The sequence below is a fragment of the Pseudomonas sp. JV245A genome (assembly GCF_032424515.1).
Taxonomy (GTDB): Bacteria; Pseudomonadota; Gammaproteobacteria; order Pseudomonadales; family Pseudomonadaceae; genus Aquipseudomonas; species Aquipseudomonas protegens.
The window spans coordinates 1-16,844 of record NZ_VYKE01000066.1 but is presented as its reverse complement, the minus strand read 5'-3'; the positions used below and the strand labels follow the sequence as shown (position 1 = coordinate 16,844).

Genomic DNA, 16,844 nt, shown 5'->3' with positions numbered 1-16,844 from the left:
TGCCAGGTGAAGCTTACAGGCCGGCAGCGGCGCGCAGGGTGTCGGCGCGGTCGGTCTTTTCCCAAGTGAAGGTGGTGAAGGTGTCGTCACCCACGGTCTTGGTTTGCGGAGCCCGGCCGAAGTGACCGTAGGCAGCGGTTTCCTGGTACATCGGGTGCAGCAGGTCGAGCATGGTGGTGATTGCGTAGGGGCGCAGGTCGAACACTTCGCGTACCAGCTTGATGATCTTGTCGTCGCTGATCTTGCCGGTGCCGAAGGTGTTCAGCGAGATCGAGGTCGGTTGGGCCACGCCGATGGCGTAGGACACCTGGATCTCGCAGCGCTCGGCCAGGCCGGCGGCAACGATGTTCTTGGCCACGTAGCGACCGGCGTAAGCGGCGGAACGGTCGACCTTGGATGGATCCTTGCCGGAGAACGCGCCACCGCCGTGACGGGCCATGCCGCCGTAGCTGTCGACGATGATCTTGCGGCCGGTCAGGCCGCAGTCACCTACCGGGCCACCGATGATGAACTGGCCGGTCGGGTTGATGTGGAACTGGGTGTCCTTGCTCAGCAACTCGGCAGGCAGCACGTGCTTGACGATCAGCTCCATCACGCCTTCGCGCAGGTCGTTGTAGGACACCTCGGGGTTGTGCTGGGTCGACAGCACCACGGCATCGATACCGACCACCTTGCCGCCTTCGTAGCGGCAGGTGACCTGGGATTTGGCGTCCGGGCGCAGCCAAGGCAGCAGGCCCGATTTGCGGGCTTCGGCCTGGCGCTGGACCAGTTGGTGCGAGAAGGTGATCGGCGCCGGCATCAGCACCTCGGTTTCGTTGCTGGCGTAGCCGAACATCAGGCCCTGGTCGCCAGCGCCCTGATCTTCCGGCTTGGCGCGGTCGACGCCCTGGTTGATGTCGGGGGACTGCTTGCCAATGATGTTCATCACGCCGCAGGTAGCACCGTCGAAGCCGACGTCGGAGCTGGTGTAGCCGATATCGCAGATCACATCGCGAACGATCTGTTCCAGGTCGACCCAGGCGCTGGTGGTGACTTCGCCGGCAACAATGGCCACGCCAGTCTTGACCAGGGTCTCGACCGCTACGCGGGCGTGCTTGTCCTGGGCAATGATGGCGTCCAGCACCGCATCGGAAATCTGGTCAGCGATTTTATCCGGATGCCCTTCAGACACGGACTCGGAGGTGAAAAGGGAGTATTCGCTCATCTTGAAGGTTTCCTAAATTTACCGATGGTGAGTGTCGCCAGCCGGTCGCTGAAAATGGCGAACCTGGATCTGGAAACCATTACGTAAGCCTACATACAGGCTTTCCCCGGGAGTCAGTCCCGCAGCGGTGGCCCAACGGGCCAAATCATCTTGTTCGAACCCTAGCCAGAGATCGCCGCAAGCCTCTTTGGCCCAACTCTGGTTGTGGCTGCACAAGTCTGTCACTAACAGGCTGCCGCCTGGTTGCAGCAATTGGGCCATCTGCTTGAGGGCCTCGGCCGGCGCGGCGAAATGGTGCAGGACCATGTTCAGCACCACGCAATCGGCCTGCAGCTGTACACCGTTCAGTGCATCGGCCAATTGCAGGCTGACGTTAGCCAATGTTTCGCGTTCGCACAGCTGGCGTGCCAGCTCCAGCATCGCCGGGCTGTTGTCCAGCGCGGTAACCCGGGCAAAGCGTCGGGCCAGCTCGGGGAGAAATCCACCGTCGCCGGGGCCGACTTCAATGGCCGTGGCCACTGGGTCGAAACTCAGTTTGTCCAGCAGCGCCAGCACACTGTCGCGATACTGGGGCAGTCCTGCGATCAGGTCCTGCTGGGCGCGGAATTTTTCCGCCACCCGGGAAAAGAAGTCCTGGCTGGCTGCAGCCCGCTGCCGGTGCACCAGGCTGATCCGGGCCTGTACCTCGCCCGGCAGGTTCAGCTGGTCGACCTCTTCCAGCAAGGCTGCGTGTAGTTTGCCGCCCAGGAGCCCGGTATGGGGCAGGGCGCGGCGATAGAAAATCGCATTGCCTTCACGGCGGGTTGCCACCAGGCTGGCCTGGGCCAGGACCTTCAGGTGGTGGCTCATGCCCGACTGGCCGATGGCGAAGATCTGCGCCAGCTCCAGCACACCAAACGAATCGTTGCTCAGCGCGCGCAATACATTCAGCCGCAGGGGGTCGCCGCCGGCCTTGCACAGGGCCGCCAGTTCGTCGCAATCGTCATGGCTGATGGCAGGCGCGGGCAGGTTCATGGGGCAGCAGTCTAGAGATGCCCGCAAATGCTCGCAAGGCCAATATCAAAAAGTTTTGATATTGGAGTCTGCAGGGGCTTTTCCAGAGCCTCTGCTTCTACAGTCAACGAGTGGCGAAGGGGTTTCATCAATGGATTGTGTCTTCATCAGGGGAAAAACATGCCTGAGTGACTATCTGTCATTGCCCCCGCCTGACGCCTGAGGGAAAATGCAGGCCTTTTTTCCGTTTCGTTTTATTCAATCCCCAGGAGATCAGCGATGCCAAGCCGTCGTGAGCGTGCCAACGCCATTCGTGCCCTCAGCATGGATGCCGTGCAAAAAGCCAACAGCGGCCATCCAGGTGCCCCTATGGGTATGGCGGATATCGCCGAAGTACTTTGGCGTGACTACCTGAAGCACAACCCGAGCAACCCATCCTTCGCCGACCGCGACCGCTTCGTGCTGTCCAATGGCCACGGCTCGATGTTGATCTACTCGCTGCTGCACCTGACCGGCTACGACCTGTCGATCGATGACCTGAAGAACTTCCGCCAACTGCACAGCCGCACCCCGGGCCACCCGGAGTTCGGTTACACCCCAGGCGTGGAAACCACCACTGGCCCGCTGGGCCAGGGCCTGGCCAACGCTGTGGGCTTTGCCCTGGCGGAGAAAGTCCTGGCGGCGCAGTTCAACCGTCCAGGCCACAACATTGTCGACCATCACACCTACGTGTTCCTGGGTGATGGCTGCATGATGGAAGGCATTTCCCACGAAGTCGCTTCCCTGGCCGGCACCCTGGGCCTGGGCAAGCTGATCGCCTTCTACGATGACAACGGCATCTCCATCGACGGCGAAGTCGAAGGCTGGTTCACCGACGACACGCCCAAGCGTTTCGAAGCCTATAACTGGCAAGTGATCCGCAACGTCGACGGCCACGATCCGGAAGAGATCAAGACCGCCATCGACACCGCGCGCAAGAGCCCGCTGCCGACCCTGATCTGCTGCAAGACCACCATCGGTTTCGGTTCGCCGAACAAGCAGGGCAAGGAAGATTGCCACGGCGCGCCACTGGGCGACGCGGAAATCGCCCTGACCCGCCAGGCGCTGAACTGGAACTACGGCCCGTTCGAAATCCCGGCCGACATTTATGCCGAGTGGGATGCCAAGGAAAAAGGTCGCGCTGCCGAAGCCGAGTGGGACCAGCGTTTCGCGGCCTATTCCGCTGCCTTCCCAACCGAAGCCAACGAACTGGTACGTCGCCTGAGCGGTGACCTGCCTGCCGACTTCGCCGAGAAGGCCGACGCCTACATCGCCGAAGTAGCCGCCAAGGGCGAAACCATCGCCAGCCGCAAGGCCAGCCAGAACACCCTGAATGCTTTCGGCCCCCTGCTGCCGGAAGTGCTCGGTGGGTCGGCCGACCTGGCCGGTTCCAACCTGACCCTGTGGAAAGGTTGCAAGGGTGTCAGCGCTGAAGATGCCAGCGGCAACTACATGTACTACGGCGTGCGCGAGTTCGGCATGACCGCCATCATGAACGGCGTTGCCCTGCACGGCGGCCTGGTGCCTTACGGCGCGACCTTCCTGATGTTCATGGAATACGCCCGCAACGCAGTGCGCATGTCGGCGCTGATGAAGAAGCGTGTGATCCATGTCTACACCCACGACTCCATCGGTCTGGGCGAAGACGGCCCGACGCACCAGCCGATCGAGCAACTGACCAGCCTGCGTACCACGCCGAACCTCGACACCTGGCGCCCGGCCGATGCCGTTGAATCGGCGGTGGCCTGGAAAAACGCGCTGGAGCGTAAAGACGGCCCTTCGGCGCTGATCTTCTCGCGCCAGAACCTGCAGCACCAAACCCGCGATGCCGGCCAGATCGCCGACATCAGCCGCGGTGGCTATGTGTTGAAGGACTGCGCAGGCGAGCCTGAACTGATCCTGATCTCCACCGGTTCGGAAGTCGGCCTGGCCGTTCAGGCCTACGACAAACTGACCGAGCAAGGCCGCAAGGTGCGCGTGGTTTCCATGCCTTGCACCAGCGTGTTCGATGCTCAGGACGCTGGCTACAAGCAATCGGTTCTGCCGCTGCAGGTCAGCGCACGTATCGCGATCGAAGCGGCTCATGCCGACTTCTGGTTCAAGTACGTGGGTCTGGAAGGTCGCGTGATCGGCATGACCACCTACGGCGAATCGGCTCCGGCTTCGGCACTGTTCGAAGAGTTCGGCTTCACCCTGGACAACATCCTGGGCCAGGCTGAAGAGTTGCTGGAAGACTAAACCCGGAAGCCGGGTTGTCTGTACTGACGCAATCGCGAGCAAGCTCGCTCCTGCAGGGATGTATACCGTCCTTGTGGGGGCGAGCTTGCTCGCGATGACGATGGCGCAGGCAGCACGAAGCTGATGGTTTCACCACCGGTCATTGAGAACCCCATGCCTCAACCGCGTCCCTACAAAGTTGCACTCAACGGCTACGGCCGGATTGGTCGTTGCGTCTTGCGTGCTCTGTTCGAGCGAGGGGCTGCGGCCGGGTTCGAGATCGTTGCCATCAACGATCTGGCCGACATGGCCAGCGTTGAATACCTGACACGCTTCGATTCCACCCACGGGCGTTTTCCCGGTGAGGTGAAGGTCGATGGCGATTGTCTGCATATCAATGGCAACTGCGTGAAAGTGTTGCGCAGTGCCACCCCCGAAGGCATCGATTGGGCGTCCCTGGGCGTCGATCTGGTGCTGGAATGCTCCGGTGCCTACCACACCCGCGAAGACGGCCAGCGTTTTCTCGACGCCGGCGCGCCGCGGGTGCTGTTCTCCCAGCCGATGGCCAGCGAGGCGGATGTCGACGCCACCATCGTCTATGGGGTGAATCAGGACTGCCTGAGCGGCGACGAACGGCTGGTGTCCAACGCCTCCTGCACCACCAACTGCGGCGTGCCGCTGTTGCGCCTGCTGGATCAGGCCATTGGCCTGGAGTACGTATCGATCACCACCATTCACTCGGCGATGAACGACCAGCCGGTGATCGACGCCTATCACCATGAAGACCTGCGGCGTACCCGTTCGGCCTTCCAGTCGGTGATCCCGGTGTCCACCGGTCTGGCGCGGGGTATCGAGCGCCTGTTGCCGGAACTTGCCGGGCGAATTCAGGCCAAAGCAGTGCGGGTGCCGACGGTGAACGTGTCCTGCCTGGACATCACCATGCAGACCGTGAGCGATACCGACGCCACCGAGGTCAACCGGATCCTGCGCGAGGCCGCCACCAGCGGTCCGCTCAAGGGCCTGCTGGCCTACACCGAGCTGCCGCATGCCAGCTGTGATTTCAATCATGATCCCCATTCGGCGATCGTCGATGCCAGTCAGACCCGTGTTTCCGGCCCCCGGCTGGTGAACATCCTGGCCTGGTTCGACAACGAATGGGGCTTTGCCAACCGAATGCTGGACGTAGCTGGGCACTACCTGCACACAGCCGCTCCACGCACTGACACTCAACTCTCTGTTTCTGAAGAACAGTAACCCAGGAATTGCGACCCATGACCGTGTTGAAGATGACCGACCTCGATCTGCAAGGTAAGCGCGTGCTGATCCGTGAAGACCTCAACGTCCCAGTCAAGGACGGTGTTGTCACCAGCGATGCGCGAATCCTGGCTTCGCTGCCGACCATCAAGCTGGCCTTGGAAAAAGGCGCGGCAGTGATGGTCTGCTCGCACCTGGGCCGCCCGACCGAAGGCGAGTTTTCCGCCGAGAACAGCCTCAAGCCGGTGGCCGACTACCTGAGCCGCGCCCTGGGTCGCGAAGTACCGCTGGTGGCCGATTACTTGAGTGGTGTCGAGGTCAAGGCCGGCGACATCGTGCTGTTCGAGAACGTGCGCTTCAACAAGGGCGAGAAAAAGAACGCCGACGAGCTGGCCCAGCAATACGCTGCCCTGTGCGACGTGTTCGTGATGGACGCCTTCGGCACTGCGCACCGCGCCGAGGGTTCGACCCATGGCGTGGCCAAGTTCGCCAAAGTGGCTGCTGCTGGTCCTTTGCTGGCCGCTGAGCTGGACGCGCTGGGCAAGGCCCTGGGCAACCCGGCCAAGCCGATGGCGGCCATCGTTGCCGGCTCCAAGGTGTCGACCAAGCTGGACGTGCTCAACAGCCTGAGCCAGATCTGTGACCAGTTGATCGTCGGTGGCGGCATCGCCAATACCTTCCTCGCCGCTGCCGGGCATCCGGTGGGCAAGTCGCTGTACGAGCCGGACCTGCTGGACACCGCTCGTGCCATCGCCGCCAAGGTCAGCGTACCGCTGCCGGTGGACGTGGTGGTGGCCAAGGAATTTGCCGAGAGCGCTGCGGCCACCGTCAAGCTGATCGCCGATGTGGCCGATGACGACATGATTCTCGACATCGGCCCGCAGACTGCCGCGCAGTTCGCCGAACTGCTGAAATCCTCCAGGACCATCCTCTGGAACGGCCCGGTGGGCGTGTTCGAATTCGACCAGTTCGGCAATGGCACCAAGGTCCTGGCCCAGGCCATCGCTGACAGCGCCGCGTTCTCCATTGCCGGCGGCGGCGACACCCTGGCAGCCATCGACAAATATGGCGTAGCCCAGCAGATCTCCTACATTTCTACCGGTGGCGGCGCCTTCCTCGAGTTCGTCGAGGGCAAGGTGCTGCCGGCGGTTGAAGTCCTGGAAGCCCGGGCCAAGGCCTGAGGCCCCGATTGGCCGGGCAAAGGAGTGTTCTGATGGTCAAGACGTTGCCACTGTTGATCGCCGTGGCGTTGCTGGCGGGCTGCTCCAGTGCCCCCAAGGCAACGCCTGCGGAGGATGCCGGCGAGGTGCAGAAAGGCTGCTACCAGGCTGACTGGCAGGCCGAGACGGCTCCGGTGATCAACAAGCGCCTGGGCCCTGAGGGCCTGGAGAAGTACGAGACGCCGTCAAAGGCCAGGGAACAGGGTTGCCCTTGACGGGTCAGATGGGTTAACGCAACGCGCCGGGGCCTGTTGGCCGCCAGCCGAGGAACATTGATGAAAGGTTTGATCGCCGTGGCGATGCTGGGCTTGTTGGCAGGTTGTGCCAACCTGAACCTGCTCAAGTCGCCGACCACTGACAACTGGACCACCTGGACCTGCGACAGCCAGGCCCAGGTGATCTGGCGCTACACCGACGACAGCCGCAACGCCGTCGACGTGCGCCTGGGGGGCGACGACCAGGTACGCCGCCTGAAGCTTGAGCCCAGCGGTTCGGGCTCGCTGTACAGCGACGACATGCTGGCGTTTCACGTCAAGGGCGAGGAGGGCCTGGTCTACTGGGTCGCCACCAATGACCTGATCGGCCGCGGCTGCAAGGCCATGTAGGGGCTGGCTTGCCAGCGGAGGCGGCCTCCAGACCTGTGCAAGGTTCAAGGCCCCTTTCACCGGCGAGCCGGCTCCTGCGTGGCTGTAGAAATTTGGTTTTAACGAATGGAACAGAGCGGGTTGACCCCCGATCTGCAATCACTTGAATAGCAGTCGCCGCTACGGCAGGCTTGCACGATTAACGACCCTCGACCGGGAGAGACACACACAATGGCACTCATCAGCATGCGCCAGATGCTGGACCACGCAGCCGAGTTCGGCTACGGCGTTCCAGCCTTCAACGTCAACAACCTTGAGCAGATGCGCGCCATCATGGAAGCCGCTGACAAGACTGACTCCCCGGTGATCGTCCAGGCTTCGGCCGGCGCCCGCAAATACGCCGGCGCGCCTTTCCTGCGTCACCTGATTCTGGCTGCCATCGAAGAGTTTCCGCATATCCCGGTGTGCATGCACCAGGACCACGGCACCAGCCCTGACGTCTGCCAGCGCTCCATCCAACTGGGCTTTTCCTCGGTGATGATGGACGGCTCCCTCGGTGAAGACGGCAAGACCCCGACCGACTACGAATACAACGTCCGTGTTACCCAGCAGACCGTAGCCATGGCCCACGCCTGCGGCGTGTCGGTAGAAGGCGAGCTGGGCTGCCTGGGTTCCCTGGAAACCGGCATGGCCGGTGAAGAAGACGGCATCGGCGCCGAAGGCGTGCTGGATCACAGCCAGATGCTGACCGACCCGGAAGAAGCCGCGGACTTCGTCAAGAAGACCCAGGTGGATGCCCTGGCCATCGCCATCGGTACCAGCCACGGCGCCTACAAGTTCACCAAGCCGCCTACCGGCGACGTACTGGCCATCGACCGCATCAAGGAAATCCACAAGCGCATCCCCAACACTCACCTGGTGATGCACGGCTCTTCGTCGGTTCCGCAAGAGTGGCTGGCGATCATCAACCAGTACGGCGGCGACATCAAGGAAACCTACGGCGTGCCGGTTGAAGAAATCGTCGAAGGCATCAAGTACGGCGTACGCAAGGTCAACATCGACACCGACCTGCGCCTGGCATCCACTGGTGCCATGCGCCGCCTGATGGCCACCAACCCCAGCGAGTTCGACCCGCGCAAGTTCTTCGGCGCCACCGTGACCGCCATGCGCGATGTCTGCATCGCCCGTTACGAAGCCTTCGGCACCGCCGGCAACGCCTCGAAGATCAAGCCGATCTCCCTGGAAGCCATGTTCCAGCGTTACCTCAAGGGTGAGCTGAACGCCAAGGTCAACTGAGCCTAAGCGTCGAACGAAGAAGCCCGCAGCGATGCGGGCTTTTTTGTATCCGGAATTCTTGCCTTCGTAGGCGCTGGCTTGCCCGCGAAGAGCGCCTTTGGGCGGATGCCGGGCTCAAGGGCGCTCATCGCCGGCAAGCCGGCCCCTACGCAGGGAGGGGTGTCAGGTCTTGTTGTGGTCGATGTCCAGCTTGGAAAAGGTCACCTTGCCGCCTTCGCTGGTATAGCCGGTGTTGTCCTGCACATAAACCCCGGCCTTGAAGTACAGCGGCTTGTCGCGCCAGGTCGCGCTCAACTGGCTGTCCCACTGATAGCCGGCAGCGCTGACGCCCAGGGCGCCACCCGGGCTCAGGTGGATCAGGTAGGAAAACTCCCGGTCCATGGGCACGTTCTCGGCAATGGTGATGACACGGCCTTCCTCGTCGTCCGGGTGCAGGCGCACCTTGGCCACGATGTTGCCGCTGCCCTTGCTGGTCTTGTACTGGTACTCGACCTTCACCAGCGGCTTGGTGCTGTTGTAGGCGTGGATCTGGCCGATGACGATCTTGCCCGAGGAGGGCACCTGGTTCACCGCCAGGGTCGCGTACAGCAGGTTGTCCGCTTCGGGGTAGGTCCAGTTGCGCAAGGTGCCGTTGGAGTAGGTCTCGCGCAGCTCGGTGCGCGGGTAGATGGCGTTCTCGGTTTTCGAGCCGGTCACCGGCGACCAGAAGAACAGGGTGCCGGTATCGGAGTGGAAATACTGGTCCTTGAACCCCTTGACCAGTGTCGGGGTGTCGATGGTCGCCGGCGGGCTGCCGACGGGAACGCTGAGGTTCCAGGTTGCCAGGTCGATCATGGTGGTTTTCCGCAAGGCATGGCTGATGCAGGTGGCCGAAGGCTTTAGCCTGCGCTTCTTAGGGGGTCTTTATAGCGCAGAAGCGGCGCTTGGCGAGGCCCGTATGGCGGATATATGGCGTCAGCAAAATGTCGAAATGCCATCTATCCCGGTTTTTATGCGGCAACTCTGTGACCGTTAGTCGGGAGCTGCGGCCATTGGCGAAGTGATGGCGTGCTGACAGCTTCTGCTTTTGAGGATCCGGGTCTAGAGTGAAACCTCAGGTTTTACCGGGTTTTTAAATCCGTTCAGTCTTATTACAGACAAGAGAAGCAGCATGGAATGCGTGCAACCAGAGGCAGCCGAAGGCCACTCCACTCTTCTGATCGTCGATGACTATCCTGAAAACCTCCTCAGCATGCGTGCTCTGTTGCAGCGCCAGGACTGGCAGGTGATGACCGCCGCCTCGGGGGTCGAGGCCCTGGGCCTGCTGCTCGAACATGAAGTGGACCTGGTGTTGCTGGATGTACAGATGCCCGGCATGGATGGCTTCGAAGTCGCCCGCCTGATGCGTGGCAGCCAACGTACCCGGCTGACCCCGATCATCTTTCTCACCGCCAACGAACAGTCTCAGGACGCCGTGATCAAGGGCTATGCCAGTGGCGCCGTGGACTACCTGTTCAAACCGTTCGACCCACAGATTCTCAAGCCCAAGGTCCAGGCCCTGCTGGAGCATCAGCGCAACCGCCGGGCCCTGCAGCACCTCAGCCACGACCTGGAGGTGGCGCGGGCCTTCAATGCCTCGGTGCTGGACAACGCTGCCGAGGGCATCCTGGTGGTGGACGAGGGCGGGTGCGTGCGTTTCGCCAATCCGGCGGTCTCGCGCCTGCTCAATGCCCAGGTCAAGGAGCTGGAAGGCTCGCCCTTTCTCGACTACCTGCAAAAGCCCCACGTTCCCGACTGGAGCGGCTCCGAGCTCTACGCCTGTTATCGCCGGGGCGAAACCTATCGCCTGCACGACGCTCAGATGCGCACCGTGCCCGGCCAGTTGATCAGCGTGGCCTTGTCCTGTGCGCCCTTGCCCAGTGACCAGAAGGCGATGGTGGTCACCCTGCTGGACATGTCCGAAGTGCGTCACCTGCACCAGCAACTGGAATACCAGGCCGTGACCGACCCGCTGACCGGCCTGCTCAACCGCCGCGGCTTCTATCAGACGGTGGAAAACATCCTGCTGCGCAGCGACCGCTCGGGAAAGTCCCTGGTCCTGCTCTACCTGGACCTCGACGGCTTCAAGCGGGTCAACGACTCCCTGGGGCACGACGCCGGCGACCGGGTGCTGCGCTGGGTTTCCGAACAACTGAAGGACTGCCTGCACTCCTTCGACATTCTCGGGCGCATGGGCGGCGACGAATTCACCGCGCTGCTGGAGCTGAGCTTCCCCGAGCAGGCGGCGAAGATCGCCGAGAAGCTGATCGAACGCCTGTCCATCAACCAGCAGATCGATGGCCTGGAGGTGGTGCTGGGGGCGAGTATCGGCATCGCCATCTACCCCGACTGCGGCTCCAACCTGGACGGCCTGTTGCGGGCGGCGGACATCGCCATGTACGAAGCCAAGCGCGCCGGCCGCCAGCAGTACCGCTACTACGATCACGAGATGAATGGCCGCGCCCGTTCGCGGCTGATGCTCGAGGAAAGCGTGCGCAGCGCCGTGGAGCGCAAGGAATTCACCCTGGTGTACCAGCCCCAGGTGGCCATTGCCGACGGGCGCCTGCGCGGTTTCGAAGCCTTGCTGCGCTGGCGTCATCCGAGTGTGGGCGACGTGCCTCCGGGGCTGTTCCTGCCCCTGCTTGAGGAGGCACGGCTGATCAGCCGCCTGGGCAGTTGGATCTATCAACAGGGCGCGGCCCAGCGCAAGGACTGGGAGCAGGTGTTCAGCCCCGACCTGGTGCTGGGCGTCAGCCTCAGTGCCACCCAGTTCAACATGCCCAACCTGGTGGCCGAGCTGCGCCAGGTGCTGTCGCGCCATGGCCTGCAACCGCGCCAACTGGAGGTGGAGGTTACCGAGGCCGCCTTGACCCAGAACCTGGATGACACCCGCAAACAGTTGCAGCTCCTGCGTCAGCTGGGGGTGCGGGTGGCCCTGGATGACTTCGGCTCGGGCAGTTGTTGCCTGGCCTACCTGCGTGACCTGCAACTGGACACCCTCAAGCTCGATCGCCACCTGATTGCCCGCCTGCTGACCTCGCCAAGGGATGCCGCCATTGCCCGCTGCGTGATCGACCTGTGCAAGCAGTTCGACCTGCTGGTGATCGCCGAGGGTGTGGAAACCCTCGAGCAATACCAGTGGCTCAAGGCCAATGGCTGCGAGTATGTGCAAGGTTTCCTGGTGGCTCGGCCGCTGACCGCCAGTATCGCCAGCCAGTTTGCCCAGCCCTTTGACTGGAGCGCGCTACAGGCCTGAATTCGCTACACTGGCGCCTTTTATGCCCTGCGTTGCCCCTTCATGACCGCACTCAAATACCTCCAGGCCTATCCTGTTGCCTTGCAGCAGCAAGTGCGCCAGTTGATCGATGAACAGCGCCTGGGCGGCTACCTGAGCCAGCGTTACCCGGGCCGGCACGCCGTACAGAGCGACAAGGCGCTGTACAGCTACGCTCTGGAGCTCAAGCAGGAATACCTGCGCAATGCGCCGGCCATCGACAAGGTGCTGTTCGACAACCGTCTGGACCTGACCCACCGTGCCCTGGGCCTGCATACCACGGTTTCCCGGGTGCAGGGCGGCAAGCTCAAGGCCAAGAAAGAGATCCGCATCGCTTCGCTGTTCAAGGAGGCGGCGCCGGAATTCCTGCAGATGATCGTGGTGCACGAGCTGGCCCACTTCAAGGAGTCGGATCACAACAAGGCGTTCTACAAGCTCTGCGAGCATATGCTGCCGGGCTATCACCAGCTGGAGTTCGACCTGCGGGTCTACCTGACCTGGCGCGACCTGCAAGGCAAGGCGGGAGCGCCGGATTAACCCCTGAAGGCAAGGAGTGGGCGATGGATGTGAGCAAGACCAAGAGCAGTTTCTACCGCCGCCTGTATGTGGCGTACCTGATCGACAGCGGCCTGGCCAGCAGCGTGCCGGCGCTGACCGAGGTCACCGGCATGCCACGGCGCACCGCCCAGGACACCATCGCGGCCCTGGCGGACCTGGACATCCTCTGCGAGTTCGAGCAGCAGGACGGCGCGCGCAACCATGCCGGGCGTTACCGGATCCACAACTGGGGCGCCATCGACAAGGGCTGGATCGAGCCCAACCTGCGGCAGATCAAGGCCGTGCTGGGCTATCCCTGAGGCTCAGGAGCGACGCATGCCGATGTGAGGAATATCGTCCTCCAGGTATGCTTCGCCCGCCACCACGAAACCGTAGCGGCCGTAATAGGCCTGCAGATGAGCCTGGGCCGAGAGGTAGATCGGCGTTTGCGGCCAGTGCCGCTCGGCCTGCTTCAGCGCCTGCTCCATCAGGGTGTGGCCCAGGCCCTGGCCACGGGCCTGTTCAGCGATGACCACGCGGCCGATGACCACGTCGCCACCCTGGGAAGTCGGGTCCAGCAGGCGCAGGTAGGCCAGCAACCGGTCGCCGTCCCAGGCCATCAGGTGGCAGGTATCGCCTTCAAGGTCGCGGCCGTCGACTTCCTGATAAGGGCATTTCTGTTCCACCACGAAGACTTCGGTGCGCAATTGCAGAATCGCGTACAACTGTTCCTTGCCCAGGTCGGTGTGGTGTTTGCAGACCCATTCGATGGTCATCTTCATATCCTGTATTGAGTGCTGCGCGAAATAGTAAGCACATCGCCACGGGATGTCTTGCCGGTTGTCACGCAGAAATTGTTTCTGTGAGATGGGTCAAAATGCCACTACTGAGATCACTGGTATTTGTCTTCTTTGTGTAATCTGTTTTCAAGACCTGTGCATGGGTTCTGATGAGCTAATGTTAGGAGCTGGGCCGACCTGTGCCGCACAGGCCGCGACCCTGGAGTATGGGCTGGAACGCGCTGGGCCCAGGGCCCGCTAAGGATCTATTAGCATGCTGCGACTGCATCGAGCTTTGGCTTTGATCGGATTGCTGTTGCTGGGCCAGAGCGCTTTTGCCGAAAGGCTGCGGCTGGTCGCCGATGCCTGGCCACCCTTTACCGACGCGACCCTGGTCAATGGCGGCGTGGCCACCGACATTGTCAGCACCGCGCTGTCCCGCGCCGGCTATTCCAGCGAATTCGAGCAGGTGCCCTGGGCCCGGGCCCTGCTTGGCATCGGCGAGGGGCGCTACGACGTGCTGGTGAATGCCTGGTACAACGAAGAGCGCACCCAGTTGGGGCAGTTCTCCGCGGAATACATGGTCAACCGCGTGCGCTTCATCAAGCGCAAGGACGCGCCGCTGGAATACAGCAACCTCAAGCAGCTGCATGAGTACCCGGTGGCAGTGGTGCGTGGCTACGCCTATTCCCCCGAATTCGACAATGACCCCGACCTGCAGAAGGTGCCGGTGCACAACTTCGCCATGGCGGTGCGCATGCTGGCGGCGGATCGGGTCAAGCTGACCCTGGAAGACGAATACGTGGCCCGCTACTACTTGGCCCGGGAGTCACCGCGGGTACGCAATGCGGTGGAGTTCCTGCCCAAGCCCCTGAGCGAGAACAGCCTGCATATCCTGGTCAGCCTGAAGAACCCCGAGCATGCGCAGATCGTGGCCAGGTTCGACAAGGAAATCGCTGCCATGAAAGCTGACGGCAGCTACGACCGCCTGCTGCGCCAGCACGGCATGTAACCGAAGATGCAGGAGCTGGCTTGCCAGCGAAAGCGACTCCGGACCGTGCATGAGTCTTGCGGCCCCTTTCGCCGGCAAGCCGGCTCCTACGGTTTTGCGTTGTCGCTGGTGTCCTTGATCAGATGCGCCGCCAGGGTCCGCAACGGGCCCAGCTGACGGCAGATCAGCGCCAGTTGGGTCTGCACCAGGCGCTGGCCTTCGTCGACCTCGTCGGGCATTTGCTCCAGCTCATTGGCCAGGGCTTCTTCGGCATCGCTCTGGATATCGATCGGGGTCTTGTTGGCCAGACCCTGGGCAATCTCGTCGATGCTGGCCGCCAGGCTGACCCCGGCGCCTTCGATCAAGTGCTCGCGAACCTCGTCCGGCAGCCGGGTTTCGCGGTGTGCGCCCAGGCCCGAGAGGTAGCTGAGCAAGGTGTGGGACAGCACCAGGAAGCGAAAGCCCACGTCCGCTTCCTTACGGAAATGCCCGGGTTCCATGAGCATGTTGGCCAGGGTGGTGGACAGCGCGGCGTCGGCGTTGTGGGCGTTGCGCCGGGCCAGGCGGTAGGCCAGGTCGTCGCTCTTGCCGGCGGCGTACTGCTGCATGATCTGGCGCAGGTAGATGCTGTTGCAGGTCAGGGTGTTGGCCAGCACCTTGTTCAGGCGCCGGCCCTGCCAGTCCGGCAGGAACAGGAACACCGCCAGCCCGGCGATCAGGCTGCCCAGCAGGGTATCGAACAGCCGCGGCAGGAACAGCCCATAACCGTCGCCCACCTGGTTGAAGCAGAACAGCACCATCAGGGTGATGGCCGCCGTGGCCAGGGTGTAGCGGGTGGTGCGGTTGGTGAAGAACACCACCCCGGCGGCAATGGCGAACAGCGACTGCACCAAGGGGCTGGGGAACAGGTCGAACAGCGCCCAGGCGATGGTCAGGCCGATGGCGGTGCCGATGATCCGCTGGCCCAGCTTGCGCCGGGTGGCGCCGTAGTTGGGCTGGCAGACGAACAGGGTGGTGAGGATGATCCAGTAACCCTGGGAAGGGTGGATCAAATGCACCATGCCGTAGCCGATGCTCAGCGCCAGGGGCAGGCGCAGGGCATGGCGGAACAGCAGCGAGGTTGGCGTCAGCTGGGTGCGCAGGCGGGTCCAGACATCCTTGAAGTTGTGTGGCGAACGGTCCAGCAGGCTGCTGTCGGTGGCGTCCGCCAGGGCGTCGGGGTTGCTGGCGTCGCTGAGCAGGCGGTCGAGGGTGCCGAGGTTGGCCGCCAGGGCTCGCAATGAGCGCAACAGCCCGCGCCAGGCCGGGTTGCTCTGGATCCGCAGGTGTTCCAGGGAAGCGTGCAGGTCGCCCAGGGCCTCGGCGAAGGTGGCGTCATAGACGAACGGCTGGCGCAACTGGATGGATTCGGCCAGGGCACGGCAGGCCTTGCCCTGCTGGCGCAGCAGGCGCTGGCAGCGGAACAGCACGTCGCTGTGGAAAAACGCCTCGGTCAGGGCGTTGTATGGGTAGTGGGAAGAGCTGGCGCGCTCGTGAATGTCCTGGGCCAGGAAGTACAGCTTCAGGTAGCGGCTGACCTTCGACCCCGGCCGGCCGTTGCCCACCCGGTGCAGGATGATTTCCTTGGCGACGTTGAGGGCCGCCACCACCTTGCCGTTCTGCTTGGCCAGTTCCAGGCGCCGGGCCTCCACGTCCAGCTGGCGGATGGGCTCGAACAGAGAGGACTTGAGCTTGAGGTAGTAACCCAGTTCGCGAAACAGCCGGGCCAGGCTCTGCTGCACCGGCTGGTTGGAAAACAGCGCCTGCCACAGCACCGACAGCAGGCCGTACCAGGCGGCGCCGGCCACCAGCAGCAGCGGCTCGTGCCAGAAATCGATCACCGCGCCGCCGCGCTGGTCGACGCCGATCATGGTGTAGACCGAGAGGATCAGGGTCGCCGAGGCGATGGCGCCATAGCGTTCGCCCAGCGCCCCCAGCATGGTCAGGCCGAAGCTGGCCAGGGCCAGGGCGATGGCGAAGATCCAGGGGTAGGGGAACAGCAGTTCCACCGACAGCGCGGCAATGCTGAAGCACACCAGGGTTACGGCCAGGGAATTGAGCCGGCCTTGCCAGCTGTCGTCGGTTTCCGCCAGGGCGCTGGCGATGATGCCGAGGAACAGCGGGATCAGCAGGGCCATTTCATCCTGATACCAGCACAGCGCCATGCTGCCGGTCAGGGCGATGAACACCCGCACGCTGTAGCTGAATTTATCCAGCGCCCAGAGGCGGCGCAGGGATTGGCGAAAAGAGGTCGAGGACATGGAGTAGGGCAGGCCTTCCGGGGCGATGCAGCTAAATTGAGCCAGTATTGACGACGGCGCAATGCCGTCGTCACATCGGCCGGCAAATTCTGTTGCCGTTGCCGGTCGGGCACCTGTAGCCGCTGCCGCAGGCTGCGA

The 16,844-nt window shown here is 62.9% G+C and carries 15 protein-coding genes; 10 read left to right on the top strand and 5 right to left on the bottom strand.

Annotated elements, in window-relative coordinates:
• Positions 1–13: 13 nt before the first annotated feature.
• Together metK and F6S12_RS18190 are read right to left on the bottom strand one after the other, a co-directional pair.
• On the bottom strand, positions 14–1,204 hold the full coding sequence (metK, locus tag F6S12_RS18195) for a methionine adenosyltransferase (protein WP_015637335.1): 1,191 nt from the start codon (positions 1,202–1,204) through the stop codon (positions 14–16).
• Between the two features lie 18 nt (positions 1,205–1,222).
• A complete protein-coding gene (locus tag F6S12_RS18190) occupies positions 1,223–2,218 on the bottom strand; it encodes an ArsR/SmtB family transcription factor (RefSeq protein WP_011063961.1) in 996 nt (331 codons plus the stop codon).
• Between the two features lie 258 nt (positions 2,219–2,476).
• On the opposite strand from F6S12_RS18190, the gene tkt reads away from it, so the two are divergent.
• From tkt to fba, 6 genes are all read left to right on the top strand, one after another.
• Positions 2,477–4,474, top strand: coding sequence for a transketolase (gene tkt, locus F6S12_RS18185; protein WP_011063960.1), 1,998 nt, complete (start codon positions 2,477–2,479; stop codon positions 4,472–4,474).
• A gap of 153 nt (positions 4,475–4,627) precedes the next feature.
• Positions 4,628–5,707, top strand: coding sequence for an erythrose-4-phosphate dehydrogenase (gene epd / locus F6S12_RS18180; RefSeq protein WP_011063959.1), 1,080 nt, complete (start codon positions 4,628–4,630; stop codon positions 5,705–5,707).
• Positions 5,708–5,724: 17 nt separating this feature from the next.
• Positions 5,725–6,888: a phosphoglycerate kinase gene (locus tag F6S12_RS18175; RefSeq protein ID WP_053160289.1), complete on the top strand. Its 1,164-nt coding sequence runs from the start codon at positions 5,725–5,727 to the stop codon at positions 6,886–6,888.
• Between the two features lie 32 nt (positions 6,889–6,920).
• Complete coding sequence (locus F6S12_RS18170) at positions 6,921–7,142, top strand: hypothetical protein (protein ID WP_011063957.1); 222 nt, start codon at positions 6,921–6,923, stop codon at positions 7,140–7,142.
• Between the two features lie 60 nt (positions 7,143–7,202).
• Positions 7,203–7,532, top strand: coding sequence for an MliC family protein (locus F6S12_RS18165; protein WP_152686504.1), 330 nt, complete (start codon positions 7,203–7,205; stop codon positions 7,530–7,532).
• Positions 7,533–7,742: 210 nt separating this feature from the next.
• Positions 7,743–8,807 carry a class II fructose-bisphosphate aldolase gene (gene fba, locus F6S12_RS18160; protein WP_003229012.1) on the top strand — a complete coding sequence of 355 codons (1,065 nt, stop codon included), beginning with the start codon at positions 7,743–7,745 and terminating at the stop codon, positions 8,805–8,807.
• 162 nt (positions 8,808–8,969) lie between these two features.
• Here the strand turns inward: fba and F6S12_RS18155 are convergent, their stop codons facing one another.
• A complete protein-coding gene (locus tag F6S12_RS18155) occupies positions 8,970–9,641 on the bottom strand; it encodes a polysaccharide lyase family 7 protein (RefSeq protein WP_011063955.1) in 672 nt (223 codons plus the stop codon).
• A gap of 316 nt (positions 9,642–9,957) precedes the next feature.
• Here F6S12_RS18155 and F6S12_RS18150 point away from each other — a divergent pair, with 316 nt between their 5' ends.
• The 3 genes from F6S12_RS18150 to F6S12_RS18140 are packed head-to-tail and all read left to right on the top strand — an operon-like array spanning position 9,958 to position 12,956.
• On the top strand, positions 9,958–12,081 hold the full coding sequence (locus F6S12_RS18150) for a putative bifunctional diguanylate cyclase/phosphodiesterase (protein WP_015637331.1): 2,124 nt from the start codon (positions 9,958–9,960) through the stop codon (positions 12,079–12,081).
• A 42-nt stretch (positions 12,082–12,123) separates the two neighbouring features.
• Entirely contained in the window at positions 12,124–12,636 is a 513-nt protein-coding gene (locus tag F6S12_RS18145; RefSeq protein WP_315869168.1) for a M48 family metallopeptidase, read from the top strand.
• A gap of 23 nt (positions 12,637–12,659) precedes the next feature.
• Positions 12,660–12,956, top strand: a complete 297-nt coding sequence (locus F6S12_RS18140) for a helix-turn-helix domain-containing protein (RefSeq protein WP_011063952.1) — start codon at positions 12,660–12,662, stop codon at positions 12,954–12,956.
• A 3-nt stretch (positions 12,957–12,959) separates the two neighbouring features.
• Here the strand turns inward: F6S12_RS18140 and F6S12_RS18135 are convergent, their stop codons facing one another.
• Positions 12,960–13,412 carry a GNAT family N-acetyltransferase gene (locus F6S12_RS18135; RefSeq protein WP_015637329.1) on the bottom strand — a complete coding sequence of 151 codons (453 nt, stop codon included), beginning with the start codon at positions 13,410–13,412 and terminating at the stop codon, positions 12,960–12,962.
• A gap of 277 nt (positions 13,413–13,689) precedes the next feature.
• On the opposite strand from F6S12_RS18135, the gene F6S12_RS18130 reads away from it, so the two are divergent.
• Entirely contained in the window at positions 13,690–14,427 is a 738-nt protein-coding gene (locus F6S12_RS18130; RefSeq protein WP_011063950.1) for a substrate-binding periplasmic protein, read from the top strand.
• Between the two features lie 86 nt (positions 14,428–14,513).
• On the opposite strand, the gene yccS is transcribed toward F6S12_RS18130, so the two are convergent.
• The gene (yccS, locus tag F6S12_RS18125) at positions 14,514–16,706 is read right to left on the bottom strand and encodes a YccS family putative transporter (RefSeq protein ID WP_315869167.1); all 2,193 of its coding nucleotides are present in this window, start codon (positions 16,704–16,706) and stop codon (positions 14,514–14,516) included.
• Positions 16,707–16,844 lie beyond the last annotated feature (138 nt).

Excerpts from the sequence above, each read along its gene's own strand:
- metK (WP_015637335.1), bottom strand. The coding sequence starts at position 1,204 with ATGAGCGAATACTCCCTTTTCACCTCCGAGTCCGTGTCTGAAGGGCAT.
- F6S12_RS18190 (WP_011063961.1), bottom strand. The coding sequence starts at position 2,218 with ATGAACCTGCCCGCGCCTGCCATCAGCCATGACGATTGCGACGAACTG.
- tkt (WP_011063960.1), top strand. The coding sequence starts at position 2,477 with ATGCCAAGCCGTCGTGAGCGTGCCAACGCCATTCGTGCCCTCAGCATG.
- epd (WP_011063959.1), top strand. The coding sequence starts at position 4,628 with ATGCCTCAACCGCGTCCCTACAAAGTTGCACTCAACGGCTACGGCCGG.
- F6S12_RS18175 (WP_053160289.1), top strand. The coding sequence starts at position 5,725 with ATGACCGTGTTGAAGATGACCGACCTCGATCTGCAAGGTAAGCGCGTG.
- F6S12_RS18170 (WP_011063957.1), top strand. The coding sequence starts at position 6,921 with ATGGTCAAGACGTTGCCACTGTTGATCGCCGTGGCGTTGCTGGCGGGC.
- F6S12_RS18165 (WP_152686504.1), top strand. The coding sequence starts at position 7,203 with ATGAAAGGTTTGATCGCCGTGGCGATGCTGGGCTTGTTGGCAGGTTGT.
- fba (WP_003229012.1), top strand. The coding sequence starts at position 7,743 with ATGGCACTCATCAGCATGCGCCAGATGCTGGACCACGCAGCCGAGTTC.
- F6S12_RS18155 (WP_011063955.1), bottom strand. The coding sequence starts at position 9,641 with ATGATCGACCTGGCAACCTGGAACCTCAGCGTTCCCGTCGGCAGCCCG.
- F6S12_RS18150 (WP_015637331.1), top strand. The coding sequence starts at position 9,958 with ATGGAATGCGTGCAACCAGAGGCAGCCGAAGGCCACTCCACTCTTCTG.
- F6S12_RS18145 (WP_315869168.1), top strand. The coding sequence starts at position 12,124 with ATGACCGCACTCAAATACCTCCAGGCCTATCCTGTTGCCTTGCAGCAG.
- F6S12_RS18140 (WP_011063952.1), top strand. The coding sequence starts at position 12,660 with ATGGATGTGAGCAAGACCAAGAGCAGTTTCTACCGCCGCCTGTATGTG.
- F6S12_RS18135 (WP_015637329.1), bottom strand. The coding sequence starts at position 13,412 with ATGACCATCGAATGGGTCTGCAAACACCACACCGACCTGGGCAAGGAA.
- F6S12_RS18130 (WP_011063950.1), top strand. The coding sequence starts at position 13,690 with ATGCTGCGACTGCATCGAGCTTTGGCTTTGATCGGATTGCTGTTGCTG.
- yccS (WP_315869167.1), bottom strand. The coding sequence starts at position 16,706 with ATGTCCTCGACCTCTTTTCGCCAATCCCTGCGCCGCCTCTGGGCGCTG.